Consider the following 26,182-nt stretch of genomic DNA (forward strand, 5'->3'; position numbering starts at 1 on the left):
GCCCCTCTACCGGGGTGGCCAGTGGCCGTTCCTCACCGACGTGTGGAGCCCAGACCGCTGCCTGCCCGCCGACTTCGAGGCCCGACTCTCACGGGCGGCCACGGTGTGGTGTCCGCACCGCCCTGCACATCCCGGCAAATGCCGGCGAGCACGCCGCGGCGATCGAGGCGATCCTGCGCCGCGTCCCCGACGGATGGGGCCGGTGGCTCAGCGTCGACGCCGGCTGGTACCCCCTGGTCATCGCCACCGATCGTCGCCTCGCCGAGATCGACCCCGGTTACGTCGTTCACCAGATCAAGGAGAAATTCGGCACCCTGCGCTACTACTGCGCTGCCGGCAGCGACGACCCCAGACGCGAGGTGTTGGACGCGCTTGATGCCGTCACCGAGGAAGCCGAACGGTTCTCCGCCCTCACATGCGAACGCTGCGGTGACCCCGGGATCCTGCGGAGAACCCGATACTGGGCCAAGACGTTGTGCACCCCTTGCGGCGACGGCCTCGGCTACATGCCGGCCAGCGATTGGGTGCAATAGTTGGCGCGGTAGCGCGTGAACTGCTGGACGGTGGCCGCGCCCGCATCCTCGGTGACGATGCGGGCGGAGACGATGCCGAAGACACAGCAGAGGTGATACTCGCTGACCTATCCGGATGTCGCGCTGGAGGTGGTCCGCACTCGGGCAGCGCATATCCGCGAGGTTGTGACCGGATCCCGCTCGGGCCATGCTGAGTTAGCTGGCCATGGAGAGCCGCGAGCCGAATTCGATCCCCACCGCCCGTTGATGGAGCGTTATGCGGCCAAAGCTTCGGAACTTCGCGTCACGGTCCGCACCATCGGGCCGCCACCACGCCCGGCGAACTGCTCACCACGTGCCAGTTGCCAACCGTGGCGGAGCCGTTGGTGATTCGATGGCCTTCGATCGCACGCTTTGCGGGACGTCCCACGATCGTAGATCGCCATGATGGTGCGGCGACTTGCGTTGTCCCAGGATCTATTTCATCGCCGGAGCGCCAGCGTACCCCGGCGTTCAGCGCACACTGGTACGACGCCGAAGCGCAGAGCCAAGACGTCACCCGCTGGTACAGCATCCGGGATAGCTACCGGGATTGACTGTGGTATCGCCGGCGGCGCTGCGTGTCAGGATTCGTTCTCTGTTGCGCGTAGCCCGTTTTCGATGATCGTCATTGCCGTAGCCATCAAGTTGTCCACTTGAGTGGGCGGGGGCCGCAGATCGTCGGTGCGCAGCATGGCGGTCAAGGCGCCGTTCATCATGGCCCACAACGCGGACGCGGCAGTATCCGGCTCGATTCGTGGGTCCACCGCGCCGGCGTCGATGCCGTCTCTAAGGGCGGCGGCGAGCTTGCCGTTCTGTTCGCGTAGGAGTTCAGCGACGCGCCCCACCGCGTCGGGTTCGTCGGGCGGGTTGGCCAAAATCTGGAATTGGTGTGGCTTATCAGTCGCGAAGCGCACGTAGGCCTCACCGGCGCGACGGATGCGCTGCTCGGGCGTGCCGTCGGCGGCATAGGCGCTGTCCATGTATGCGCGGTTTGCTTCGAGAGCCTTTTCGGCAATCGCGATCAACAGAGCCGACTTGCCGCCGACGCGGTTGTACACGGTCTGCACCGACACGTCTGCGCGTTCGGCGACTTTCTCGTTAGTCAGAGCGGCCTGTCCCTGTTCCACCAGGAGTTCTTCGGCGGCCACGATGATCGCTTGGCGCATTTCAGCGGTGCGGCGCTGAGTCCGGGTCAGGCCGGCCTTGGCGGCGGTAGAGGCACTCATGGGTTGACTTTACCAACATCTATGGTTGTATTCGATTCTAATAATGGAACATATTCCATATATTTGTTCAACGAGATGGGGTTGGCCTGTGGCGCAACGGCTCGACGTCGAATTCGACTCCGGGGGAGCGACCTGCGCCGCCTGGCTGTACCTGCCCGACGTAACCCCGCGCCCGGTGATCGTGATGGCCCACGGACTGGGTGCGGTACGCCAGATGCGCCTGGACGCGTATGCCGAGCGTTTCGCGGCGGCGGGGTATGCCTGCTTGGTCTTCGACTACCGGCACTTCGGTGACAGCGGCGGGCAGCCCCGCCAGCTGCTGGACATCAAACGCCAACTACAGGACTGGGCTGCCGCGGTGGCGTTCGTGCGCAGCCGCTCCGATGTCGGAGGGTCGTCGGTGATCTTGTGGGGGACATCTTTCAGCGGGGGGCACGTGCTGATCACCGCCGCAGAGGACCAACGCATCGCAGCGGTGGTCGCGCAGTGCCCGTTCACCGACGGCCTCTCCTCAGGCCTCGCGATGGACCCATGGACATCAGTCAAACTGACCGCAGTGGCATTGCGCGACGTTGTCGGCTCCGCGGTGGGCAGGGCGCCGGTGATGGTGGCCACGGCTGGGTCGCCGCACTCGATCGCTTTGATGACCGCGCCCGACGCCGAACCCGGCTACCTGCGCCTGCTACCCCAGAACAGCCCCTTCCAGAACCAGGTCGCCGCCCGCGTCGCACTGCAGATCCCGCGCCACTTCCCGGGCCGGCGCACCCCCGGCATCACCTGTCCCGTCCTGTTTTGCGTGTGCGACACCGACTCCGTCGCCCCCGCCAAAGCGACCCTTCGCCACGCCGCCAAAGCACCGCACGGGCAGATAATCCGTTACCCCGAAGGGCATTTCGACATCTACGTCGGTGAGGCCTTCGAGAAGGTCGTCGCCGACCAGATCGACTTCCTGCACCGCACCGTCCCCGTCGACAAACCGACGTTGCCCACCTCCGATCGGAGCCGCTGACATGGTCGCGTACAACCTGGCTGACCGCGTCGTCGCGATCACCGGCTCCACCGGAGGACTGGGCTCGGCCCTGGCCGCCGCACTCGTCGCCAAAGGCGCAAGACTGGCCCTGCTGGATCTCGACGGCAGCGCCGCCAGCACCCAGGCCGCCTCACTGGGAAATGCGGAAACCGCCTGCGGCTGGACCGCGGACGTCCGTTCCTTCGGCAGCGTCCAAGGAGCATTCGATAGCGCCGCCGAGCATTTCGGCGGAATCGACGTGGTCATCGCGAACGCCGGCATCGAATCCGTCGGCTCCCTGTCCACGTTGGATCCCGAGCTTTTCGACGCCGTAATCGACATCAACCTCAACGGCGTCTGGCGGACGTTCAAAGCCGCACTGCCGCACGTCCAAGCACGCCAGGGCTACCTGCTGGCCACCTCATCAATGGCGGCGTTCGTACACTCCCCACTGCAGTCGCCCTACACCGCTAGCAAGGCCGGTGTGTGGGCGATGAGCGACAGCGTCCGCCTGGAGCTGCGGTCTCTGGGCGTCGGCGTCGGCACCTTGCACCCGACGTTCTTCCAGACCCCGATGATGGAGCACGTCCACGCCGACCCCGCCGGATTGAAACTGTGGGGCGGCAACACGAGCGGCATCTGGAAGATGGTTCCCCTGCCTGCGGTGGTCGATGCCGCCGTCAACGGAATCGAGCGTCGGTCGGACGTGATCGTTGTCCCGGGCCGCAACGCCCTGGTCGCCAAAGCACCCGGACTATTCCGAAAGATCATCGAACGGATCGGCTTCAATGACCGCGACATCACTGAAGCCATCAATCTCGCCCGCCGCACCGCGTGACACGATCATCTGACTCCGCTATGCACCAAACAGTTTGGGGTCAGCAAGCCCTCAGACGGCGTGGAGACGCCAGATTGGACAGCGATGGATCTCGCCCGGACTCTTCACCAAATACCCGACGGTTACGGCGAAATATTCGAGACGCGGTGGCCGCTGCGTGTCGCTGACGTTGATGCCGACGGGCACTTGCGATTGGATGCCGCCGCCCGTCACATCCAGGACGCGGCCCAAGACCACGCCCGCGCCTGGGGTGCCGATCAGCTCCACCCGCTGTGGATCATCCGCCGCACCATCATCGACGTAATGTCGCCGATCACCTTCCAAAGCGATCTGCGGCTTCGGCGATGGTGTTCGGGAACCTCCACGCGATGGTGCCAGATGCGGGTGCGCATCGACGGCAACGATGGAGGACGCATCGAGTCAGAAGGCTTCTGGATCAATATGAATCGCGACACGATGATGCCGTCGATCATCGGAGAAGAGTTCCTGTCTCGGCTCAACAGCACAACAGACACCCACCGGCTGCGCTGGAAACCAATCCTGGAGCCTCTGGGGGAGCGCGACACTGCTGACGCGACGTTCGACTTCCCTGTCCGAGCGACCGATATAGATATTTTCAACCATGTCAACAACTCGGTGTACTGGGCTGTCGTAGAGGAATACCTACGTGGTCAACCGCGACGGGAGAGTCCTTTCAGGGTCGTGGTCGAACACATCGCGCCGGTCGCGCCCGGAGATAAAGTCGAGGTCCTCGTCCACACCGGTCCGAGCGGCCACAGCGTGGGGGCTGCAACGACGCTGACCTACATGGTCGGCACGACACCCAAGGCGGTCGCAGTGATAACGGATATCCCCGCTGCGGCCGACTGACCCGAGCGACATCCTGGCACTGCCACCCAAATATTGATTCCCTCAGGGTGATTGGTGCAGGATGGCCACCCACCGTGGAATTTCGACAAGGCACCGCCACAGCCATGTGGATCCGGCTGGATGGTTGGGTCTCACGGTCAGTCGTGGATGACGCCAAGTCCTTGGCGCTGAAGTTTGGCCACGGTGTTCCGCACAGCCTCAGGCTGTTCGGGTGAATACCCATTCAGTCGATGATCTCGCCACCTATTCTCACCGGCTCTCGGGTCCGGTAGGACTGGTTGGATCGCCGGGAAGCTTCTTGTGTGTCACGTTTGGGTCGTCCTCAAGATCGCCGTCCGCTACCACGATGTAGATGCGACCGGGACCGTCTGCCTGGGCCAGCTCAGCTCCCCACATCGCGCATCCAACCTCCGCGTCACGTACCGCCCGTGCCGGTCACCACGGCGCTGGAGATCATTGGGCTACCCCGTTGGCCACGATGTGCCGGGTGGTGTCGACCAGATAGGCATGCGCTGCCAGGCACAGCCGACGCTGTTGTGCGGCGTGGGCCTCGCTGGCCCGGCGCAAGGCCGCGTCTAACACCTCCCGGGTGTCGGCGCGTATCGACAGCATCGCGTGGTAGCGGCGATGCGGCGGGTTGTCGTGCGCGACCCCGGGTGTGGCCCACATCCATTTCGCTTGCGGCAGGAAGACATGCGCGCGCACCTCCTGCACCCCGTTCTGGGTGATGAGTGACCGACTGAGCTCGTCGCGCACCAGGCAGCGAAATGCGCCGGCAATGACATCGGCGCGCCGACGGAAGAACACCACCGCCGTCGTTGCCTCATCATCCGAATGCGCACCGAATACTCTGCTGCCCTGCGGTATTGACAGGTTCGCCAGGACGCGATCGAAGATGTTGGCTTCATCGCGGTACAGCGCGCGGGTGGCTTTGGTGACGAGGCCCTTCATCGACCCGAGCGGGCCGTCGAACTCCACTTCAGGCACTCCGGAAATGACCCAGTCGGTGGGGATTTCGGTGCTGAGCAACGGGCCCTGCGCCGGCCAGAAGCCATGCGCGCTGGCCGAGAGGTGGTGCTGTCGATAGTCGCTGACCCCGGCGATACGGGTGACGATTCGGGCGTGTGGGCCAGCCCAATAGGAACTCACCGCGTCGCGGGGGAGATCTGATCGCGCCCACACCTGCCACACCCCGGTGCTGACTGCGCGGGGATGTCCGGTGGCCGCGATCAACGGATTTGCTGTGCGCGTGGCGTTTCGCCACCGGGCGCGTTCGTTGCGTTTACTGCCGTCTCACTCTCTGTGGTGTCGTGTTAACCAGCGGTCTGCTGACGACGAGCCCATCCAGCAGCGTCATCTGGTGTCGGATTCACTGTGGATTCGTTGCCGAACAGCCGTTGCGGTGCGGACGACGGGGACGGTACGGACCACCGTGTAGGCGTACATGCCCACACAGGTCTGCTGTTGATCGGCGATCACCGCTGCCAGCGCCGGTGCGGCCAGCAACTGTTCCATGGCGTCACGGGAGTCGGTGCCGAAAACGATCGCTCCGTGGTGACGCCGGTGCGGCGGATTGTCATGGGACACCCCGACGGTGGCGTGCGTACGCGCCGTCCCCGGCAAGAACGTGTAGCTGCGCGTGTCGCGTGCACCGGCGGTGTGGAGGGCTGGACCCAAACGGTGGTGCACGAATGTCCGGAACGCCCGGAAGCTCACACCGCGGCGGCGGCGAATGAGCAGGGCGGTGCGGTGACCGAGGTCGTCGTCATGGCCGTTGGTCCACCAGCGGCCACCGCCCGGCCCGGTCAGATACCCCAGGCTGTGTTCGAAGAGGTTCTGTTCGTCGAAAATGATTCCGCGCATGTGCAACGGCATCGCCGCAGCGCGCAGCAGGCCGGGTAACCGCACTTCGCTGATCCCGTCGGTCCGCCAGTCGTCTGGAATCGTCGTGCCCACGGTCGGGGTGACCGGCCAGTACCCGCAATCGGTGGCCGAGAAGTGGTACTGGTTGTACTCCACCACATGTGGAAGGTGTGCGGCGAACTGCGCGTGTTTGGTCGTCCAGTACGCGTAGGCCGCGTCGCGGTCCAGATCGGCGCGCAAACGCAGCGGGTACAGCGCCGAACTCGTCGTGGTGGGCGGATTCATGTGTCCTCCACTGTGTTGTCGATCAGAACCGTTGCGGTGCAGGGCAAGCGGTTGTCCGAGAAACGCGGTCGACCTGGCATCCCGGCCACAGCAGCCGGGCGTGGGCACCCAAGTTAGCAACCCATCCGGTCGAGTTCGCTCACCGGCAAATTACTGTAGTGGTCACTACGCTAGATCGCGTGGCGTTGTTCGTCAATCCCGCAGCAATGATGCGGAAAGCGGGTGGCTGCGACTGGTCAATTCACGAGTCGGGTTTGACCACACCGATCGCCGCCCGTACCGCCTCCTCGACGATCCCGGCCAGTGGTTGGTCTTCTTCGACCGTCATCGCCGTCAACTCGCGCAGGCCGCCGAGCACCATGATCGCCCGGGCGCGCGAAAGCGGTTCAATCCCGGCGACACGCAGCTCTGGCGTGTCACTGAGGGCCTGGACCAGCTCGATGAACCGGCTCATCACGCTCCGCTGCAGTGCGCGCGCGTGGGCACCCAGCGCCGGCACATCCCTGATCCAGGCCAGCGTCAGCGAGGGATGCGCTTCGGCGCACGCCACCCACGCTTGCACCGCCTGTCGTATCTGCGTGCGCCACGGCGCAGCGGGGTCCACGGCCTGCGCGATCGCCGCGATGTTGGCTTCATTGGCCTCCGACAGGAGTGCCACCAAGCATGATTCGCGGTCGGGAAAGTACTCGTAGAAGGTCCGGCGGGACGTGTGCGCTCGGCGCACGATATCGGCAACCATAGTGGCGCTGTAGCCGACTTCGGCGACCGAGGCCGCCATCGCTTCCAGCAGTCGGCGCCGAAAATCGTTATCGGCGCCACCTCGAGGCGGCGTCAGCCCGTCGTTATCCGACAGCGTGGAGGTCCTCGCCGCTCGGGGCTTCGCGCCTGAATGTCTACGGTGCATCGGCTCCATTGTTGCACCGATTGGTACACCTGTGTACCGTCTTTTCGGTACAGGGATGTACCAACCAGGAGGTGGCGATGACCCAGGAAACAACTGATCCGGTGCGACTCCCCCCGGGCCCACGGCTTCCCATGGCCGTTCAAGGGGCAGCGTTTCTGGTCAATCGGGACGGCTTCTTGCGCCGAGCCCTACGGGATTTCGGACCCGAATTCACCCTCCAGCTGCCGACCTTGGGGTCGTTGGTGGTGGTCAGCGGCGCCCCGATGGTGAAAGAAATCTTCACCACCGGCGGTGACTTCATCGGCGCGCCCAGCTTTCTCGGTGACGTCATCGGACCCGGATCGACATTCAGCCTCAACGGCGCCGACCATCGTGCCCGGCGCAAGCTCTTGATTCCGCCGTTCCACGGCAAGCGCATGCACGTCTACGAACAACTGGTCGAAGAAGAGGTATTGCGCGAAGTCGCCGGTTGGCCCGACGGTCATGAGTTCGCGTCTTTACCGTCGATGATGCGCATTACGCTCAACGCCATCCTGCGCGCCGTCTTTGGCGCTGAAGGTGCAGCGCTGCAGGAACTTCGCCACACCCTGCCACCAGCAGTGCTATTGGCGTCACATCTGACGATGTTGCCGTCCGCCCTGCAACGCGACCTCGGGCGTTACAGCCCGGGGGGGCGTCTCAAGCGGCTGCGGCGCCGCTGCGACGAGGCCACGCTGTCCCTGATCGGCGAAGCACGCCGAGATCCGAACTTGACGCAGCGCGCCGACGTGCTGGCGTTATTGCTGCAAGCCCGCTACGACGACGGTTCACCGATCACCGACGATCACATCGTCGACGAACTGACCACCTTGATGGCGGCCGGGCACGAAACGACAGCAACGACACTGGCCTGGGCCGTAGAACGGCTGCGCCGCCATCCCCGTCTTCTCGAGCGTCTCCGCGACGAGGTGGATGCGGGCGAGTCGCACCTGCGTCAGCGCGTGATCTGGGAAGTCCAACGCACCCGGCCGGTCATCAGCGGCGCCCCGCGCCAGACGCATCGCCGTATCCGCCTTGGCCCGTGGGTGCTGCCACAAGATCAGGCAGTGTTGGTCAGCTTTACCCTCGCCCACCAGCAGGCTTGCCGTGACTCAGACATATTCGATCCCGATCGGTTCGGCGACGCCGGCCCCGACACCCACACCTGGATCCCCTACGGCGGCGGCGTGCGACGGTGCATCGGGGCCGCGTTCGCCAACCTGGAAATGGACGTCACCTTGCGAATGCTGCTGCAACAGTTCGACATTCAGCCAACCACGGTGCCTCCGGAGCGCCACCGTTCCCGTGGGATAGCCACCGCCCCTGCCCGAGGCGGACTTATCGCCGTGCGGCGACGCGGCAACGCACCTACCCACTGTGCCGCAGGCGAATTCGTGTCCGACGCCATCGGCAGCGACGCCGAGTGAACGGGTAAACGCCTGCGAGGCCACCGGATTCTTCTGAGCGAGTTCACGTCGGCCCACAGCGCTGTACTGCCGGTACCGTCACCGAATCAACCGCGGGTTAATGGGATGTGCGCTACGGGTGTGACCCGTGGGCTACGAGCTACGCCTTCTCGTCCCGAAGATGCGCGACGGCGCCGAGGAGAGCTGCGCCGAGCATCTCGGTTGCGTCGGGGACGCCGCTGCCGTCGCCGCCGACGGCGGTGGCGATGAATAGTCCGTCGGCCAGGGCCATGGTGTAGACCGCGAGTTGTTCGATGGCTGCGGCGTCGAGGTCGGAGAACAGTTCGGAATAGGAGGCGGCGGTGCGTCTGAGTGCTTCCTGGCGGACGGATAGGAACATTCGCCGTGCGGTGGGTTCGGGGTCGCGGCGCTCGAGGGCCAGCATCAGGCCCAGGCGCAGGAAGTCCGAGGAGTCCCTCAAGGACTTTGCTGTGCGGGTCAGCATGGCTTGCAGCCGCTCAGGCACGGTTTCGTCGGCGGCGCGTGGAGTCCACCCGCCGGCGCCGCTGAGCCATTGCTCGAAGCTGTGCTCGATGACGGCGCCGATGAGGGCGTCCTTGTCTTTGAAGTGCCAGTAGATCGAGCTTGCCGGCAATCCCGAGCGTTCGCTGACCAGGCCGATGGACGTGCCTTCGTAGCCGCGCTCGGCGGCGATCTCGGTTGCGGCGGCCAGAATTTTGCGCCGTGAGACCTCCCCTTTGGCGCGCTGCCGGCGGGGTCGGTCCCCGGTCGTGGTCACCGTCACTGCCTCCTGAAGTGCCCCGGACAGTTCGGACGTGTCCGCGTTGCCAGCGGATTCATGCTAGCGGAGGTCGGTGGCGGTGTTGGTTCCGCTGCAAGAGGAGGCGTTTGGGCTACCTCGCGCCGCCCGCATCCGGTTGGAGATCCGCACCGTGCCCGATCTTGACAGGCCGCATCTCCCCATCTAGCGTAGCGATCACTACAGTAGTGATCGCTACAGTACGTGTGCCTTGAATGGGCCTGACCGGATGGGGTTCGTTGTGACGGAGCCGCAGCACTATGACGTGGCCATCGTGGGGTACGGGCCGACGGGTGCGACAGCGGCGAACCTGCTCGGTCAGCGCGGTCTGCGGGTGGTGGTGATCGAACGCGATCCCGACGTCTACGGCCGGGCCCGGGCGATCTCCACCGATGAGGAGGTACTACGGGTGTGGCAGTCGGTCGGCTTGGCTGACCGACTGCAGGCCGACATGCTGCCCGACCGCCCGGTGGCGTTCGTCGATGCCGACGGGGTCCCGTTCATCGAGACGACGATCACCGGCCGCGGGTGCGGGCATCCGCCACAGCAGTTCATCTACCAGCCGGCGGTGGATCACGTGCTGCGCGATGGTGTGGCGCGGTTCCCGAATGTCGAGATCCTGCTGGAACACGAATGTCTGCGGGTGGCCAACCGCGACGATCACGCCGAACTTCTGGTCGCCGATCTGCGCGCGGACACCGTCAGTCGGATCCGGGCGTCGTATGTGATCGCCGCGGACGGCGGGTCCTCACCGACACGGGGGCTGCTCGGGGTGGGCTATACCGGGCGGACGTACGCAGAGCGGTGGGTCGTCATCGACACCAAGGTCATCCAAGAGTGGGACGGCCACGACCGCTTGCGGTTCCACTGCAACCCGCGCCGCCCGACCGTGGACTGCCCGACCCCGCTGGGGCATCACCGCTGGGAGTTTCCGGCCCGGGCGGGGGAGGACGAGGCGAAACTGGTAACCGACGAAGCGATCTGGGAAGTACTGCACGACCAAGGCATCACCGAGCAACAGGTCAAGATCCTGCGCGCGGTGATCTACAGCCATCACGTGCGCACCGCCGACCGGTGGCGGATAGGGCGGGTGTTCCTGGCCGGCGATGCCGCGCACGCGATGCCGCCCTGGATCGGTCAGGGAATGTCGGCCGGGGTGCGCGACGCGGCGAACCTGTGCTGGAAGCTGGCCGCCGTGCTGGCGGGTAGCGCCGCGGAATCGCTTCTGGATTCTTATGAGACAGAACGCAAACCGCACGTTGTCGAGGTGACGCGACGCGCGGTCTTCGTCGGACGGGTGATCACCGAGCGTCGCCCGGCCGTCGCGGCCCTGCGCAACCACACGCTGCGGGCACTGACGAAGTCGCAGGCCGTCAAAGCCGGCGGGCAGAAGCTGTACTGGATTCCCGATTCTCATTACCCACACGGGTTCTTCGCGACCGGACACACCGCTGCCGGCTGGCAGACCCCGCAACCGTGGGTAACCGACGGCAAGGACGTCACCGTGCGACTCGACGACGTGATCGGTGGCCAATGGGCAGTGCTGCACGTGGGCCCGGCGCCGCTGGGGACCACGGCGTGGACCAATCTGGGCGCCCGCGCGTACTACCTGACCGGCCCCGACCAGCCCGCTCGCGCCGAGAGCCTGCGCGACACCGAGTGCACCCTTCTGCGCTGGCTGGGCCGGATGAACGCCGCAGCCGTGGTTGTCCGTCCGGACGGCTTCGTCTATGCGGCTTCAGCTGCGGGTGCAACGCTGCCCGCTCCGCCCGCCGCGCTGCGGGCAGCGTGCGAATCCCACCCGTCCTTCCCGATCCAACAAGGAGCAGATGCATGAGCGCCGCCACGCTGACCGAACGCACCGTCGACGTTGCCGGCAAGTCGATCTTCTACGCTGAGGCCGGTACCGGGCCAGTGGTGGTGCTGCTGCACGGTGGCGGTCCCGGCGCCTCAGGAGTGTCGAACTACTCGCGCAACATCGACACGCTTGCGCAACACTTCCGGGTGATCGTTCCCGACATGCCCGGCTACGGCCGCTCTTCCAAAGGTATCGACGGACACGATCCGTTCGGCTATCTGGGCGACATGATCCGCGGGCTGCTCGACGAATTGCGCATCGACACCGCGCATCTGGTGGGCAACTCCTACGGTGGCGCCGCCGCGGTGCGCCTGGCGATGGACACCCCGCACCGGGTGGGCCGCCTGGTGCTGATGGGCCCCGGAGGGATTGGCACCACCCGCGGCGCTCCCACCGCCGGCCTCAAGAGCCTGCTGTCCTACTACGGCGGCGAGGGGCCCAGCCGCGCGAAGCTGGAAAACTTCGTCCGCACCTATCTCGTGTTCGACGGCGCGGCCGTTCCCGACGACCTGATCGATCTGCGCTATCAGGCTTCGATCGATCCAGAGGTGGTGGCCGATCCGCCGCTGCGTCGCCCCAGCGGGCCGTGGGCACTGCGGACCTTGTGGCGCATGGACCTCACCCGCGATGCGCGGCTCAAGAGCCTGCAGACGCCGACGCTGGTGCTATGGGGCCGCGACGACAAGGTCAACCGGCCCTCGGGCGGCCCGACGCTGCTCGACGCAATGCCCAACGCCGAACTGGTCATGACCTCGCACACCGGACACTGGATGCAGTGGGAACGCGCCGAACTGTTCAACCGCCTCGTCACCGAATTCCTCACTGTCGACTCCACTCTCGCTTACGACCCAGACCGCAGCCATGCCTGACGCACCCGCGAGTGTCTTCGGCAACGTCCATCTGGGCTACGTGGTCGTCGAGACCAACCGGTTCGCCGACTGGACCAGGTTCGGGCGCGACGCCATCGGGATGCACCTCGATGACACCGTGCCCGACGTTCTGCGGTTCCGCCTCGACGACCATGCCTGCCGATTCGTCCTGCAGCGCGGGCCGGCCGAGGATGTCACCGCACTGGGCTGGCATCTCGACGACCACACCACCATCGACACCGTGCTGGCCCGACTGACCCGTCACGGCGTGCCCGCCGTCGAAGTGGGCGCCGAGGACGCCGCGATCCGCGGCGTGCAACGCCTCGTCCGGTTCCCCGGCCCCAACGGCATGATCCAGGAGATCTTCGCCGACGCCGCCGCCGGGACGACACCGTTGACGCTGGCCTCTCCAGGCGGATTCGTCACCGGCGCCGGCGGCCTGGGCCATGTCGCGATCACCACCAAACACCCCCAGCAGATGCGCGGCTACTACAACACCGTCTTCGACGCCCGGTTGTCGGACTACATCGACGAAACCATCAGCGGGGTGAAACTCAAGGTTCGGTTCCTGCGGGTCAACGAACGCCACCACAGCATCGCCATCGCCGGGCTGAAAGGATTGGCGCTCAACCCGATCCGCACCCGAATCCAGCACGTCAACGTGCAGGCCGCCGCCCTCGACGACATGCTGGCCGCCTACCGGCGTGTGACCGACCTCGGCTTCGGTATGGCGTGGTCGGTCGGACAGCACACCAACGACAAAGAACTGTCCTTCTACGCCATCACCCCGTCGGGGTTCGAGTTCGAGATGGGCTGGAACCCCATCGTCGTCGACGAAAACACCTGGGAGCCCACGACTCACCAGGGCATCAGCATCTGGGGCCACACCCCGGTCGGGGAAACCGTCCTGGACAAACTCGCCCAGTTCCGCCGAGGCGCCCGCTCGCTGCTGCACCGCGAAAACCCCGTCGTCGCCCTGGCAGGCGCCGGAATCCCCGACTACTGATCCATGCCCGGCCCGACACCTGGAGTGCCCATGACACCCGCCACGCCACCGACCACCACCAGTTCCGCGCTCTACCCGCTGCGACTGCGGGCCGATATGGACCGCGACGCGGCCTACACCTACTGGGCCGGCACGCACGCCCAGATCGCCGCCCGGCTACCAAATCTGCTGGAATACAACCAGTACCATTTCTCGGCCACCGACCACAGTTACTGGCCCGGCACCGACACCGTGGGCACCCGCATCCCCGACGACTGGCGCAGTGACGGCATGACCGAGGTCCGGCTCCCCGGCCTGCTGACGTCCATGAGCATCCCGCTGCACATGCGAGAAATCCTCTTCGACGAACAGAACGTCTTCGAACACTGCCTGGGCCATCTGAGCGGGCCCGGCGGCGGCCGCTGGTGGACCAACGGGCACGACGACACCGTCGGGCACCGCACCGCCGTGCTGATCCGTCGCCGCCGCGGCGTCACCGGCCGCGCCTTCCGGTCCTTCGTCCACCAACAGCTGGGTGCCGCACTGCACACCGCCGGCGCCCGCGACGTCCGCAGCTACACCTTCCTGCCCATGGTGGTCCGCGCACACAGCACGTTCGGCGTCTCACACCACAACCCGCCGCACCGCCGCCAGCACGGCGCAGTGGTGTTCGGCACCGACACCCGCGACGACGTCGAAAAGCTGCTGGCCTCACCGGCCCTCGCCGCCGTGGTGGAAGCACAGCATCGCAGCTGCGTCGGGCTCTACGCCCATACCGTGGACCGCACCGTTGCGGTCATCCGCACCACATCTGCAGCACGGCAATCTATTCCGCAGGCCAAGACGCAGGACGACACAGCGCCGACGAATCTGGCCACCCTGGGCGGGTCCCACGGTGGCTGATACCACGACCAGCCGCGGCCGCAAACGTCCCAACGGGGTGGCTTCCCGCGATCGGATCCTGGTCGCGGCCACCGCGATCGCCGCCGAGCGCGGCTACGAGGGCACCAGCATCGCGCTCGTCAGCGCCACGTGTGGCCTTCCGGCCAGCTCGATCTACTGGCACTTCAGGGACAAGGACGACCTGCTGGCCGCGGTCATCGAGCACAGCTTCACAGGCTGGATGACGGCCTGGGAACTGCCCGAGCACGGCCAACCGCTGCGCCGAGCCGAAGCGGTCGCCGCGCAGATCGCGGCCGCACTCATGACCTCCCCGGACTTCCTGCGACTGGGCCTGATGCTGACCCTGGAACGCAGACCGGTCGAACCCCGCGCCCGCGCCATGTTCCTCAACGCACGCACCGAGGCGTATTACGCTCTGACACAGGGAATTACGCAGCTCGCTCCCGGCCTGTCCGACGATCAGATCCACCTGCTCGCCACGTTCGCCATCGCCGGCGCCGACGGGCTGTTCATCGCCAAGGAGATCGGCGGCGAACGGGTTGATCTGGCCGCCCTGTTCCAGATGCACGCCCGCGCGATGTACCACACGGCGACCCAGATGCTCGAGGAGAACGCCGCATGAGCAACAACCTGATCACCGACGCGGCTGCCGACCTATGGGCCGCGCAACGCGACTGCGCACCGATCTGCCCGGTGACCAGGAGCTATCCCGGCTTGGACGTGGACGCCGCGTACGCGATACAACAGGTCAACCTGCGGCGCTGGTTGGGCGCGGGCGCAGCCCTGGCCGGCCGCAAGATCGGACTTACCTCCGCGCCGATGCAAACCCTGCTCGGCGTCGACGAACCCGACTACGGATACATTCTCGACAATATGGTGATCGGCCCCGGCGCCGTCGCCGATCCCGCCCGGTTCTGCGCCCCCCGCGTCGAGCCTGAAGTGGCATTCTTGTTGTGCCACAGCCTGCGTGGGCCTGGTGTCACCGTCGCCGACGTGCACGCTGCCACCGAGGCTGTCGCTGTCGCACTGGAGATCGTGGATTCCCGCATCGCCAACTGGGAACTGACCCTGGCCGACACCGTCGCCGACAACGCCAGCTCCGGCGCGGTGATGCTGGGGGACTGGGTCCCCTTCGATGACAGCATCGACCTCGCCGCCACTGTCGCCACCTTGCAGCTCAACGGCGCCGACGTCGACACCGGTTGCGGCTCGGCGGTACTCGGCGACCCAGCCGCGGCCGTGGCGTGGCTGGCCAACACCCTGGCGAACTACGGCACCGAGATCGCCGCCGGCCAATTCGTCATGTCCGGGTCCTACACGGCTGCGGTGTTCGTCCATCCCGGCGACAACGCCGCAGCCACGATCACCGGACTGGGCAGCGTCTCCGTCCAATTCGATCAGGAAGCGAAAACACATGCTTCGTAACACAACACCGGCTTCCTATCCGGTGGCCATCATCGGGTCGGGCAACATCGGCACCGACCTGATGATCAAGATCCTGCGCAGCGACGGACCGCTGCGGGTCGCGGCGATGGTCGGCATCGATCCGGCCTCCGACGGGCTGGCCCGCGCCGCCCGGATGGGGGTCGCCACCACCGCGGACGGCGTCGACGGCCTGCTCGCGATGCCCGAATTCGGCGACATCAAGTTGGCTTTCGACGCCACTTCCGCTGGTGCGCACCGCGCCAACTGGGCCAAGCTGCAGCCGTCCGGTGTGCGGGTGCTCGACCTCACCCCGGCCGCGATCGGACCGTACTGCGTGCCGGTGGTCAACATCGACGAGCATCTCGACGCCCCCAACCTGAACATGGTGACCTGCGGCGGGCAGGCCACCGTGCCGATCGTCGCCGCGGTATCAGAGGCCGGGATCGTCTCCTACGCCGAGATCGTGTCCTCCATCTCGTCGCGCTCCGCCGGACCGGGAACCCGGGCCAACATCGACGAGTTCACCGAAACCACCGCAGCGGCAGTGCAATCCGTCGGCGGTGCGCAACGCGGCAAGGCCGTCATGATCCTCAACCCCGCCGACCCGCCCATCCTGATGCGCAACACCGTCTACTGCCTGGTCGACGGCGACAGCGACCACGGCGCCATCGAGGACTCCATCGTTGACATGGTCGCCCGCGTCAACGCCTACGTGCCGGGCTACCGGCTCAAACAACGCGTGCAGTTCGAGACGTTCAGCTCCGACAACCCGCTCTTCATCCCCGAGGCCGGCAAGTTCACCGGCACCCGGGTGACCACCATGCTCGAGGTCACCGGAGCCGCGCACTACCTGCCCGCCTATGCCGGAAACCTCGACATCATGACCTCGGCGGCCCAAGCCACCGCCGAACGCATCGCCGCCCACGTCACCCAAACAGCCGGAGCCACAGGATGATCGACCTCTACGTCAGCGACGTGACCCTGCGTGACGGCATGCACGCCATCCGCCACCAGTACACCGTGGAGCAGGCCGTCGCCATCGCTACCGCGTTGGACGAGGCGGGGGTGGATTCCATCGAGGTCGCCCACGGCGACGGCTTGGCCGGCTCCAGCTGCATCTACGGATTCGGCGCGCACACCGACCTGGAATGGATCGAAGCCGTCGCCGGCGCGGTGCGCCGCGCCAAGGTCGCCACCCTGCTGTTGCCCGGAATCGGAACCGTGCACAACCTCAAGGACGCCCACCGCGCTGGAGCCACGGTGGTGCGCGTGGCCACCCACTGCACCGAAGCCGACATCGCCGGCCAGCACATCGAGGCCGCCCGTCACCTCGACATGGACACCGTGGGCTTCCTGATGATGAGCCACATGAGCACCCCCGACGCACTGGCCGGCCAAGCCAAACTGATGGAAGGCTACGGTGCCACCTGCGTGTACGTCGTTGACTCCGGCGGAGCGATGACGATGCGCGATATCGCCGACCGCGTCGACGCACTGCGCCAAACCCTCGACGCGGCAACCGAAATCGGGATCCACGCCCACCACAACCTGTCACTGGGGGTCGCCAACTCCATCGTCGCCGTCGAGCGGGGCGCCACCCGCGTCGACGCATCGCTGACCGGGATGGGCGCCGGCGCCGGCAACGCCCCGCTTGAGGTGTTCATCGCCGCGGCCACCAAACTCGGCTGGCGGCACCGCTGCGATCTGCACGCCCTCGAAGACGCCGCCGACGACCTTGTCCGGCCACTGCAGGACCGGCCCGTGCGCGTCGACCGCGAAACGCTGACGCTGGGCTACGCCGGGGTGTACTCCAGCTTCCTGCGCCACGCCGAAGCCGCCGCCGCCCGCTACGACATCGACGCCCGCAGCCTGCTCGAAGAAGCCGGCCGCCGCGGCATGGTCGGCGGCCAGGAAGACATGCTCGTCGACATCGCACTCGACCTGACATCCCGGACGGCCGCGCCGTGACCCCCACCAGGGCACACACCGTCATCCCGCACCACCGCGCGGACCGGACATGCTTTCACCGCCGGCTTTGACCAGGCGGAGAAAGGACATCGTGAGCACATTCAACGGTAAGGTCGCCGTGATCACCGGCGCCGGGTCGGGAATCGGCCGTGCGCTGGCACTGGCGCTGGCCGAGCGCGGCGCACGACTGGCGCTGTCCGACGTCAACATCGCCGGTGTGCAGCACACGGCTACCGCGGCCCGCGCCCACGGTGCCCGCGTCGAGTGCGACCGCGTCGACATCGCCGACCACGACGCTGTGCAGACCTACGCCAACACCGTCGCGGACAGGTTCGGGGTGGTGCACCAGGTTTACAACAACGCCGGCATCGAACATCACGGCGCGTTCGCACACGCCGACATCGCCGATCTTCGACGCGTGATGGACGTCAATTACTGGGGCGTCGTCCACGGCAGCATGGCTTTCCTGCCGCATCTGATCGCCTCCGGCGACGGGCATCTGATCAACATGTCCAGTCTGTTCGGGCTCATGGCAGTGCCCGGCCAAAGCGCCTACACAGCATCGAAATTCGCGGTTCGTGGGTTCACCGAGGCGCTGCGGGAGGAAATGTTGGTGGCCCGCCACCGGGTTCAGGTGACCTGCGTGCATCCCAGCGGCGTCAGCACCCCGATCGCCCGCAACGCGACCGTCGGCGCCGGCGAAGACCACGCCGCGCTGGCCGACTTCTACGACCGCAGCCTGGCCAAACGCAGCGCCACCCAGGCCGCCGAGATCATCGTGGGCGGCGTCGCCAAGAACAAGCCGCGCGTCATTGTCGGCGGCGAAGCCAAACTGCTCGACGCGGTGGTCCGTGTGCTCGGGCCTGCTTACCAGCGCGGCGCAGCCCTCGTCGTGTCCCGCGCCCTGTCCCGCCAGCAGCCAGGAGCCCCGGCGTGACGACCGAGAACGCCGACCCGCTGCGCGAGCCACTGAGCATCGGCCGGCTCACCGTACCGGGGCGGCTGTTCAAATCCGCGACCAGCGAAACCCGGGCCACCGACGACGGATTCGTCACCGAGGAACTACTGGAGTTCTACCGACCCATGGCGGCCGCGGCGACTCCGCTAATCGTCACCGGCAACCTATACGTGTCCTTGCAGGGCAAGTCGGCGGGCCGGCAAGCTGGCATCGACGACGACGACAAGATCCCCGGACTGCGCGACTGGGTGAGCCTGGCCCACGCCGGCGGCACGAAACTGATCGCGCAGCTCAACCACGGCGGCCGGCAGATGCCGCAGTCCGCCATCCCTGAGCAGCGCACCGTCTCGGCCTCGGCGGTGCGTGAACCGCTGTACGGCACCAAGCCCCGCCCGCTGCGCCTCGACGAAATCACCGGTGTCGTGCGTGATTTCGCCGATGCCGCCGAACGGGCGCAGCGGGCGGGCTTCGACGGCGTGCAGATCCATGCCGCGCACGGCTACCTGCTCGGACAGTTCCTCACCCCGCACACCAACCGCCGCACCGACCAATACGGTGGATCCCTGGACAACCGGATGCGGCTGCTGCGTGAGGTCTATCGCGCCGTGCGTGAACGCGTCGGCGCGGACTACCCGATCCTGCTGAAGATGAACGGCACCGACATGCTGCCGCTGCGGCGCGGGGCAACCACCCCCGACCTCGTGGCCGCGGCCACCAGAATGCAGGACGACGGCGTCGACGCGGTCGAAATCTCCCGCGGGCATTACGAATCCTGGCCCGGCATGATCCTCGGGCACTACCAGGGGTTCTTCCGAGCCCAGATCCTTCATGGCTCCGGAACCAAGATGAGTCGGCCCCGACGGCTGTTCGGGCTGGCCGCCGGCCCGCTGCTGGAACGGGTCGCCGAGCGCGTCGCCCCGGGTGGGGAAGGATTCAACCTGCCCCAAGCCGAACAGTTCAGCGCCGCGTTGACCATTCCGGTGATCTGCGTCGGCGGGTTCCACACCGCCGCCGGGATGAAGGCCGCGTTGGCGGCGCAGCGCTGCGACGCCGTCTCGGCAGCCCGTGCGTTCATCGCCGATCCGTACCTGTGGCGCCACGTCACCGGCACACTCGAGCCCGGCGCGCCGGTGTGCGGCTACCACAACGGGTGCATCGCCCGCTTCGGAGGACAGCCGATCGACTGCTACCGCCCGGAGATCCGCGACGACAAGGACCGGATGCTCGCCCACCCGCCCCTGCCGTCACCCCGCGACGGCGCGGCCCTGTGATGGCCGCGCCCCACCCTGGCGAGGCGCCGGGCAGCTGGGTGGCTGCACTGCTGGATTTCGAGCGCCACGGCGACCGATTCCGTGTGGCCGCCCCGGAGTGCGGCGACGAGGACCGGCTGTTCGGCGGCCAGATCGCCGCCCAGGCGCTCGGCGCGGCCGGCGCAACGATCGGCGACGGTTTGGTGGCGCATTCGCTGCACGCCTATTTCGTCCGCGGCGGCCGCTACGGCGTGGACATCGATCTGGACGTCGAACGGGTCCGCGACGGCCGGTCGTTCGCCACCCGACGAGTCACCGTCAGCCAACAGGGTTCGACCATTCTCGAAATGGCCTCCTCATTTCAGCGACCCGAATCGGGTCCTGACCATTGCCGCAGAACGCCGATGCCGTTGGCGTTTCCCGATGCCGTACCGGCGGGTTCAAACACAGGCATCGCGGCGCCCTTCGATATCCGCGCCAGCCCGGACAACCCCCCGCCGTGGGTGCTGCCGCCATTCTGGATCCGCAGCCCCGACCCTGTCGAGGATGATCCACTGATTCGGGCGTGCGCAGTGACCTACCTGTCCGACATCGGTCCGGTGCCGGCTGCCTACCCGCCCGGTGTGACCCCTCGCGATGACTGCGGATTCTCGGCCAGCCTGGATCACAGCATCTGGTTTCACCGTCCCTACGATCCCGACCAGTGGCATTGCTACGACGTCACTGCGGTCAGCCACAGCAACAACCGTGGTCTTGTGCAGGGAGCGTTGCTGGGCGGTGATGGGACCCGGATCGCCAGTACGGCACAGGAAGTGCTGTGGCGACGGTGATATTGCGCGAGGTCGTCGGGCGAGGGAGGGCAGCAGAAGATTTCGACGTCATCGTGCTCGAATCGAGGAGCGCGACGTCCATCTCGCGTTCAGCCGTCTCGATCGGAGCCCTTCATAGGCTTCGCCGCGAATGTCGGCAAGTTAGAACAGGTTTAGACATAAACGCGGGACGCCACGCCAGCAAACGAAGACGTTCGTAGTGGCCCGTATCAATTAACCAAGTGATGTCCAGAACGTCGGCTTCGTCGCACTCCTAGTGGCGCAGGCAGGGTCGACTGCGGAGCGATCGGCGGCATCGTACCTGCGCACCCTTCTTCGAAGAGGCCGCCGTGTCAGGAGCTGGCTTAGGGCGGTTCGGCAACCCTTAAGCGCACCCCCCGTCATCTACCATCTGAATGGTAATTTTGGTGGTATGCGTACGTCCATAGATAAGGCAGGGCGTTTGGTAGTTCCGAAAGCGCTCCGCGATCAGGCAGGTATCACCGCCGGGGAGGTAGAGGTCTCACTCGATGGGGCCGCCATCCGCATCGAGAGCGTGGCGGGCGAAGAACTGGTCGAACAAGACGGCCTGCTCCTGCTGCCCACAGGCGGAGCCGAACTAGATTCTGACGAGGTCAGGGAGCTCCGGCTTGCCGACCAACGGTGAACACGTGCTGGTCGATACCAGCGCGGCGCTCGCACTCGTACAGCGCGAGAACCCGTTCCACCGTGCGGCAATAGACCGACTCCTCAGCTGCCGCCGCGGCATGTCGGGCCATGCCGCGGTTGAACTGTTGTCTGTGCTCACCCGATTGCCGGCGCCGCATCGCCTGAGCCCCGCCGCGGCAATACGTCTGGAAGACACGAACTTCCCAGAGTCCCGCTTCTTGTCGGCGACGGATACCAAGCGCGTACTGAAGGAAATGGCCGAGGTCGGATTGGCCGGAGGCGCGTTCTATGACGGCCTTGTCGGTGCGACCGCACGTCAGCACAAGCTGTCACTCGTCACCTGCGACCGACGGGCCGAACCGACGTATCGCCTGCTCGGTGTCGAGTACGAGCTGCTGTTACCGGAGCCGCGTTGACGACGTGCTGCACGATCACTGCAACGAGTTACAACGAGTGAACAGACTTCCTCCGCTGCGGGCGGTGCATCGCGAAGCAAAGAGCTTGACCTGAAGAAATGACACGAAATTGAGACGAATCCCCTACGTCACGGCGTGAGAAAATCTGCATCACCGCAGGTCAAGCGATCACAAGGGGATACGGAGTCTGAGACCCTACACGCAGATCGAAGCTGGAGCCGCCTGAGCTAGGCGTTCGGCAACGAAGATTGGTAGCCTCCGCGGCGCGCCGAACTCTTGTCAAGGTAGGCAGGCGTGTCTTGTCAATCGTTCCTTCATCTCGACAGCGGCGAAACTAGAAGCGCCCGGATGGAAGGGCGGCTCGGTAGTCCACCGGTGGGAAAGGTCACGTGCAAGGCCACTCCGAACGCGTGCTAGTGGACAACATCGGTGCAACGAAATTGCCTGTGGGACAGAATATTGTGTGTAATCGCCGCGCGGAGTAGCGTGAGGTTTCCAACAGCAGGAAGCCGGAACCCAAGCTAAGTGGGCATACCGTGAGACAATCGGAGCTAACCAGCCTCATCGGCCTGCGAGACGTTGACGGGAATCCACTCCATCTGGTCCGCGTGAATCGTCCCAGCGGGACGATCGGCTACGTGCTCAGGGTCGGAACGGGGAAAGTGTTCCTGAGTGCCGGCGATCTTGCCTGGCTCAACAACGTCATCCGGTTCGAGTTGCATTCGGCACACCGGATCCATTTATTGAAGTGGGCGATCCAGCTACTGATCTTGTGCGCACTGGCATGGCTCGCATACGGCATCACCGGGCCGCTGTTTGTCTACCCCTGGTCGGATTGAGGTCACCGCCCATCAAGCTCGGATTGCGCTGCGGGCAAACACTTCTAGAGCAGTGTCCCGCTTTCCCAGCAGATCGCGGCCAGCTGCCCGCGCGTCGTAGTGGGGATCTTTGGTCAATTGGAGCAGCAGGTAACCCGAAATGGCGGGCACGACCATCCACATACCGTTCAGGCCGGCCAGCCAGAACAGCTGTAGCCGGAAAAAACGGGCATCGTCGGCCTCCAACCTGACGCGGGCGAACGCAGCGCTGCCCGGTTCACACGGTGGGAGTCTAGATCCAGAGGGCGACGTCGGAGTTGGTCGCCTGTGCATGAGCCCGGCGGTTCAGGAGTTGTCCGTTCCGGTCCAGAGGGTGCAGCGAAGCTATAGTCGGTGCGTGTTGCCTGCCTATGATTGCGATTCATGACCGAAGGAGCACAAGGACCGGCGTCGGCGCGAGCACAGACTGGCGAGATCGCCCCGCTCGATGTCGTCGGCTCCGGAGTCCTACCCCCGGTCGCCGCCCGAGTGCGCCGACTTTTTTGGCTGCTCGAGCAGTTGGCGCCCTGTCTGGGATCGCGGTGGGCAGTCGAGTTATGGTGCACCCCACCGGTTCTCGAGTCGAGTCTGCGCATGCCGCCGGGGGTGTCCCCGGGCAGGCCGATAGAAGCGTATTGGGATGGGCATCGGATCGCTGGTGAGGAATGGGGCGAGGGGCCGCCGGTATATCTGGTACATGGTTGGGGCGGGCAGCGCGCGCATCTGGCAGTATTCGTCAAACCGCTGGTGGAGGCGGGGTACCGGGTCGTTGCATTCGACTTGCCAAGCCACAACGAATCGGATCCGGGTGCACTTGCGCCCGGGCGTACCACTTCCATCGAGTGTGCCGACGCCGTCGCGGCGATAATCGAGACCCACGGCCCTGCCCATGCGGTGATAGCTCACTCACTCGGAGCGAACGCGACTGCATTCGCGGCGGCGCAGGGCGCATCTGTCGGGCGCTTGGTCTTCTTGGCGCCTATGGGCGATTTCCCTCTCTATCTCGACCTGTTCGCCGCACGCCACGGCTTCGGCCGCCGGATCCGCGCGGGCCTGCAACGTCGTCTGGAAAAACGAATCGCAATGCCGCTGCACGAGACGAACATGACGCGGATCGGTCGACGAGCCAACTACCCGCCGTTGCTTCTCATCCATGACCCCGACGACCCGGACAGCCCTTACGCCGCCAGTGAGCGGCTCGCATCGTCATGGCAAGGCGCACGATTAATGACGACGCGCGGGCTCGGCCGACTCGCTCATTACCGAATCCTGCGCCACCGCCCCGCTATTCGGGCCGGGCTAGAGTTCATCGACCACCAAGCGGCTGAAAGTTGATCGTAGGCACCGTTACTCGTGTCAAGTCTTACAGCAAATGAGCGTAGCCGGACTGCACATCGGTTTGGCGCGGCTTGGACCGCCACCAAGGGGTGGTGACATCCGCGGGTTTGGCGTTCGCGTTCGCCATGCTGATGACCCTGACGAGCGACTGTCCTCAGCTACTGCCGCGCCCGGTATGCTGCTGCAGCTCATCTATCAGGTCGGACGCCTGGGCCTTGGTCAGATCATCGGGGACCTCACGCCCTGCCTCCTGCGCCAGTGTGTGCAAGTAGCTCCGCTGCGGTCCGGTCATCGGCTCGTCGCCCGTGACCCAGTCGGCTGGGTCCTTTTCCGCTGTCTCGTTAGGCGCTTGTTTCAACTTGTCGCTCATGTCGCGATCACCTCCGACGAGGTAATAGCCCTCGCACACGTGTTCGAAACATACTCGAGCAGCGAAAACCAGCGCGCGACGGTTCGGCCCGGTTTAGCCAATTGGTGGCGGCCCGTTCTGCACCACGGCAGGCATCAGCGGAAGCGGATGTTCAACGTCGCCAGGCCAAAAACCTTGCGACCAGCCGACTTTGCGCCGACGATCACGACCCCGGCGCGGGTTTCCGGGTCCAATGACTTGATCCGGCCGCTGTATTCGATGTCGGCTCCCTCGGTCGCCGATACGATCACGGGCTGGGACAGCCGCACCGCGTAGCGGGTAACCGCACCGGGGTCGCCTGACCATGCGGAGCCGAATCCGGCGCCCAATGCCATGGTGAGCATGCCGTGTGCGATCACGTCGGGCTGCCCCGCCAGTTTGGCGAGGTTCTCGTCCCAATGAAGCGGGTTGGCATCGCAGGCCACCCCGGAATAGTTCACCAGGTCGCCGCGCGACAGTCGGGCGTGGTGGACCGGTAACTCGTCGCCGACCTTCACGTCATCGAAGGATGCTGTCCCCGGGGTGCGGGTCGTGCCTCCGTGGGCGATTCGAACCTCGTCCGCGGGGCGCACCGTCTTCTGGTATTCCGCTTCGGAGTAGTCGATTCCGGCCAGGTTCACGTCGTGCATCATCACCCGCTGCGCGACGGTCCTGATCGCCGGATCGACATCCTCGGCGGTGACTCCGACGACGGTGGTGTGCAGGGTGTGCACCCGCTCGCCGGCGGTGTCGGTGAATGTATTGGTCACGGTGATCAAGTCTCTGCCGGCGATCCTGCGCACCGATGACAGTTCGACGTCAATGTGCAGTTCGTCGCCGGCCACGATCGGCCGGTGTTGCTCGAAGACTTCCTCGGTCTGCAGATACATCTCGTACCCGATGACCACCGATTCGAAGAGGTGGCGGTTGGCTGCCATTGCCGGGGCCGACGTGAACGTCAGCGGAGCCACCAGGTCCGAATATCCCAGTTCAGCGGCGGCGGCGAGTTTCCAGTGCGCGGGGTGATAGTCCTGCACGGCACGGGCGAACTCGCGCAATTTCTCGCGGCCGACCTGGTAAGTGTCCTCGATCTGGTAGTAATGGCCGACCCGCGATTCGAGCGCCGACGTTTCTGCTGCTGCTGTCATGAATTGCCCAACTTTTCTATCGGCCTGTTCACGGATGCCGACCCACGCACACTAACGCGCCGATACCAGGCCACCGGAAGGGCCGCGCGCTGCGCCGGTCCCAATACGGATTCCGGCCAGACAGCCGCCTTCAAAAAGCCATGTCGTAGCAGACCCACAGCAGTGGGCCGACCAGGATCAGGGCCAACAGGGTAAGAACACCGATCAGCCGCCACGCAGTAGTCGAGCGGAAAATCACAGCCGTCACCGCCGACGCGGTCGCCAGGACCGTCGATACCGTCGCGATGATGATTTCGGTGCGCGCCGACTGCACTGCGGATTCGGAGAACATTGGGAAGAAGCCGGTTTCCAATTTGAACGCCAGAGCGCGATTGCTCTCGGCCGTCAGCAACAGAAGAAGCGCGACCATCATCGCCGCCATCCCGAACAGCGACAGACAAGCGCCGAAGATATTGCGGTTGCGGGGATCTATCGGGCCCGTGTACCGGGGCATCTGGTCCACAACCCAGATCGTAGGGTTCCGGTTCGGCGAAACGGGGCAAGCAGAC

28 protein-coding genes and 1 pseudogene are annotated in these 26,182 nt (G+C 65.7%); 19 read left to right on the forward strand and 10 right to left on the reverse strand.

Annotated elements, in window-relative coordinates; all coding sequences use genetic code 11:
- Positions 1–14 precede the first annotated feature (14 nt).
- Positions 15–533: a hypothetical protein gene (locus A5708_RS26880; RefSeq protein ID WP_065029506.1), complete on the forward strand. Its 519-nt coding sequence runs from the start codon at positions 15–17 to the stop codon at positions 531–533.
- A 602-nt stretch (positions 534–1,135) separates the two neighbouring features.
- Here A5708_RS26880 and A5708_RS15735 read toward each other — a convergent pair.
- Positions 1,136–1,780, reverse strand: coding sequence for a TetR/AcrR family transcriptional regulator (locus tag A5708_RS15735; protein WP_231117923.1), 645 nt, complete (start codon positions 1,778–1,780; stop codon positions 1,136–1,138).
- Between the two features lie 88 nt (positions 1,781–1,868).
- On the opposite strand from A5708_RS15735, the gene A5708_RS15740 reads away from it, so the two are divergent.
- From A5708_RS15740 to A5708_RS15750, 3 genes are all read left to right on the forward strand, one after another.
- Entirely contained in the window at positions 1,869–2,789 is a 921-nt protein-coding gene (locus A5708_RS15740; protein WP_196772653.1) for an alpha/beta hydrolase, read from the forward strand.
- Position 2,790: 1 nt separating this feature from the next.
- Positions 2,791–3,627, forward strand: a complete 837-nt coding sequence (locus A5708_RS15745) for an SDR family NAD(P)-dependent oxidoreductase (protein WP_065029508.1) — start codon at positions 2,791–2,793, stop codon at positions 3,625–3,627.
- Between the two features lie 84 nt (positions 3,628–3,711).
- Positions 3,712–4,497: an acyl-[acyl-carrier-protein] thioesterase gene (locus A5708_RS15750; protein WP_065029509.1), complete on the forward strand. Its 786-nt coding sequence runs from the start codon at positions 3,712–3,714 to the stop codon at positions 4,495–4,497.
- A 137-nt stretch (positions 4,498–4,634) separates the two neighbouring features.
- Here the strand turns inward: A5708_RS15750 and A5708_RS26325 are convergent.
- From A5708_RS26325 to A5708_RS15765, 4 genes and pseudogenes are all read right to left on the reverse strand, one after another.
- Positions 4,635–4,919 (reverse strand): annotated as a pseudogene (locus A5708_RS26325) (NAD(+)--rifampin ADP-ribosyltransferase); the annotation flags it as partial.
- Positions 4,920–4,950: 31 nt separating this feature from the next.
- Positions 4,951–5,730 carry a hypothetical protein gene (locus A5708_RS15755; RefSeq protein ID WP_155766039.1) on the reverse strand — a complete coding sequence of 260 codons (780 nt, stop codon included), beginning with the start codon at positions 5,728–5,730 and terminating at the stop codon, positions 4,951–4,953.
- A gap of 120 nt (positions 5,731–5,850) precedes the next feature.
- Entirely contained in the window at positions 5,851–6,645 is a 795-nt protein-coding gene (locus A5708_RS15760; protein ID WP_065029511.1) for a hypothetical protein, read from the reverse strand.
- Positions 6,646–6,886: 241 nt separating this feature from the next.
- Complete coding sequence (locus tag A5708_RS15765) at positions 6,887–7,558, reverse strand: TetR/AcrR family transcriptional regulator (protein WP_231117924.1); 672 nt, start codon at positions 7,556–7,558, stop codon at positions 6,887–6,889.
- A gap of 68 nt (positions 7,559–7,626) precedes the next feature.
- Between A5708_RS15765 and A5708_RS15770 the strand changes: the two genes are divergently transcribed.
- Positions 7,627–8,994 carry a cytochrome P450 gene (locus A5708_RS15770; RefSeq protein WP_065029513.1) on the forward strand — a complete coding sequence of 456 codons (1,368 nt, stop codon included), beginning with the start codon at positions 7,627–7,629 and terminating at the stop codon, positions 8,992–8,994.
- 139 nt (positions 8,995–9,133) lie between these two features.
- Here the strand turns inward: A5708_RS15770 and A5708_RS15775 are convergent, their stop codons facing one another.
- The gene (locus A5708_RS15775) at positions 9,134–9,772 is read right to left on the reverse strand and encodes a TetR/AcrR family transcriptional regulator (protein ID WP_065029593.1); all 639 of its coding nucleotides are present in this window, start codon (positions 9,770–9,772) and stop codon (positions 9,134–9,136) included.
- A gap of 262 nt (positions 9,773–10,034) precedes the next feature.
- Here A5708_RS15775 and A5708_RS15780 point away from each other — a divergent pair, with 262 nt between their 5' ends.
- The 13 genes from A5708_RS15780 to A5708_RS15845 all read left to right on the forward strand — a co-directional run bounded on the left by A5708_RS15780 (position 10,035) and on the right by A5708_RS15845 (position 22,742).
- Positions 10,035–11,630, forward strand: a complete 1,596-nt coding sequence (locus tag A5708_RS15780; RefSeq protein ID WP_231117925.1) for a bifunctional 3-(3-hydroxy-phenyl)propionate/3-hydroxycinnamic acid hydroxylase — start codon at positions 10,035–10,037, stop codon at positions 11,628–11,630.
- Positions 11,627–12,520 carry an alpha/beta fold hydrolase gene (locus tag A5708_RS15785; RefSeq protein WP_065029515.1) on the forward strand — a complete coding sequence of 298 codons (894 nt, stop codon included), beginning with the start codon at positions 11,627–11,629 and terminating at the stop codon, positions 12,518–12,520. The genes A5708_RS15780 and A5708_RS15785 overlap by 4 nt, the downstream gene beginning before the upstream one ends.
- Positions 12,513–13,526, forward strand: a complete 1,014-nt coding sequence (locus A5708_RS15790) for a VOC family protein (RefSeq protein WP_065029516.1) — start codon at positions 12,513–12,515, stop codon at positions 13,524–13,526. Before A5708_RS15785 ends, A5708_RS15790 begins: the two co-directional genes overlap by 8 nt.
- A gap of 30 nt (positions 13,527–13,556) precedes the next feature.
- A complete protein-coding gene (locus A5708_RS15795; protein WP_065029517.1) occupies positions 13,557–14,408 on the forward strand; it encodes a hypothetical protein in 852 nt (283 codons plus the stop codon).
- Positions 14,401–15,030: a TetR/AcrR family transcriptional regulator gene (locus A5708_RS15800; protein WP_065029518.1), complete on the forward strand. Its 630-nt coding sequence runs from the start codon at positions 14,401–14,403 to the stop codon at positions 15,028–15,030. Before A5708_RS15795 ends, A5708_RS15800 begins: the two co-directional genes overlap by 8 nt.
- Positions 15,027–15,833, forward strand: coding sequence for a 2-keto-4-pentenoate hydratase (locus A5708_RS15805; protein WP_065029519.1), 807 nt, complete (start codon positions 15,027–15,029; stop codon positions 15,831–15,833). The genes A5708_RS15800 and A5708_RS15805 overlap by 4 nt, the downstream gene beginning before the upstream one ends.
- A 22-nt stretch (positions 15,834–15,855) precedes the next feature.
- Positions 15,856–16,788, forward strand: a complete 933-nt coding sequence (locus A5708_RS15810; protein WP_269199398.1) for an acetaldehyde dehydrogenase (acetylating) — start codon at positions 15,856–15,858, stop codon at positions 16,786–16,788.
- Entirely contained in the window at positions 16,785–17,801 is a 1,017-nt protein-coding gene (dmpG, locus tag A5708_RS15815; protein ID WP_065029521.1) for a 4-hydroxy-2-oxovalerate aldolase, read from the forward strand. The genes A5708_RS15810 and dmpG overlap by 4 nt, the downstream gene beginning before the upstream one ends.
- 91 nt (positions 17,802–17,892) lie before the next feature.
- Positions 17,893–18,738, forward strand: coding sequence for an SDR family NAD(P)-dependent oxidoreductase (locus A5708_RS15820; RefSeq protein ID WP_065029522.1), 846 nt, complete (start codon positions 17,893–17,895; stop codon positions 18,736–18,738).
- Positions 18,735–20,030, forward strand: a complete 1,296-nt coding sequence (locus A5708_RS15825; RefSeq protein ID WP_065029523.1) for an NADH:flavin oxidoreductase — start codon at positions 18,735–18,737, stop codon at positions 20,028–20,030. Before A5708_RS15820 ends, A5708_RS15825 begins: the two co-directional genes overlap by 4 nt.
- Positions 20,030–20,839: an acyl-CoA thioesterase gene (locus A5708_RS15830; RefSeq protein ID WP_065029524.1), complete on the forward strand. Its 810-nt coding sequence runs from the start codon at positions 20,030–20,032 to the stop codon at positions 20,837–20,839. Before A5708_RS15825 ends, A5708_RS15830 begins: the two co-directional genes overlap by 1 nt.
- Positions 20,840–21,468: 629 nt before the next feature.
- Positions 21,469–21,903 (forward strand): type II toxin-antitoxin system VapC family toxin, encoded by a 435-nt coding sequence (locus A5708_RS15840; protein WP_065029525.1) that lies wholly within the window; start codon positions 21,469–21,471, stop codon positions 21,901–21,903.
- 608 nt (positions 21,904–22,511) lie between these two features.
- Positions 22,512–22,742, forward strand: a complete 231-nt coding sequence (locus tag A5708_RS15845; protein WP_065029526.1) for a hypothetical protein — start codon at positions 22,512–22,514, stop codon at positions 22,740–22,742.
- 12 nt (positions 22,743–22,754) lie between these two features.
- Here the strand turns inward: A5708_RS15845 and A5708_RS15850 are convergent, their stop codons facing one another.
- Positions 22,755–22,967 carry a hypothetical protein gene (locus tag A5708_RS15850; protein WP_065029527.1) on the reverse strand — a complete coding sequence of 71 codons (213 nt, stop codon included), beginning with the start codon at positions 22,965–22,967 and terminating at the stop codon, positions 22,755–22,757.
- Between the two features lie 177 nt (positions 22,968–23,144).
- On the opposite strand from A5708_RS15850, the gene A5708_RS15855 reads away from it, so the two are divergent.
- Positions 23,145–24,095 carry an alpha/beta fold hydrolase gene (locus A5708_RS15855; protein WP_065029528.1) on the forward strand — a complete coding sequence of 317 codons (951 nt, stop codon included), beginning with the start codon at positions 23,145–23,147 and terminating at the stop codon, positions 24,093–24,095.
- Between the two features lie 157 nt (positions 24,096–24,252).
- Here A5708_RS15855 and A5708_RS15860 read toward each other — a convergent pair whose 3' ends face one another.
- The 3 genes from A5708_RS15860 to A5708_RS15870 form a co-directional block, all read right to left on the reverse strand.
- Positions 24,253–24,468 carry a DUF3072 domain-containing protein gene (locus A5708_RS15860; RefSeq protein WP_065029595.1) on the reverse strand — a complete coding sequence of 72 codons (216 nt, stop codon included), beginning with the start codon at positions 24,466–24,468 and terminating at the stop codon, positions 24,253–24,255.
- 134 nt (positions 24,469–24,602) lie between these two features.
- Positions 24,603–25,634 (reverse strand): fused (3R)-hydroxyacyl-ACP dehydratase subunits HadA/HadB, encoded by a 1,032-nt coding sequence (locus tag A5708_RS15865; RefSeq protein WP_065029529.1) that lies wholly within the window; start codon positions 25,632–25,634, stop codon positions 24,603–24,605.
- A 130-nt stretch (positions 25,635–25,764) separates the two neighbouring features.
- Positions 25,765–26,136 carry a hypothetical protein gene (locus A5708_RS15870; protein ID WP_065029530.1) on the reverse strand — a complete coding sequence of 124 codons (372 nt, stop codon included), beginning with the start codon at positions 26,134–26,136 and terminating at the stop codon, positions 25,765–25,767.
- Positions 26,137–26,182 lie beyond the last annotated feature (46 nt).

Source organism: Mycobacterium colombiense (assembly GCF_001672755.1).
Lineage (GTDB): Bacteria > Actinomycetota > Actinomycetes > Mycobacteriales > Mycobacteriaceae > Mycobacterium > Mycobacterium colombiense_C.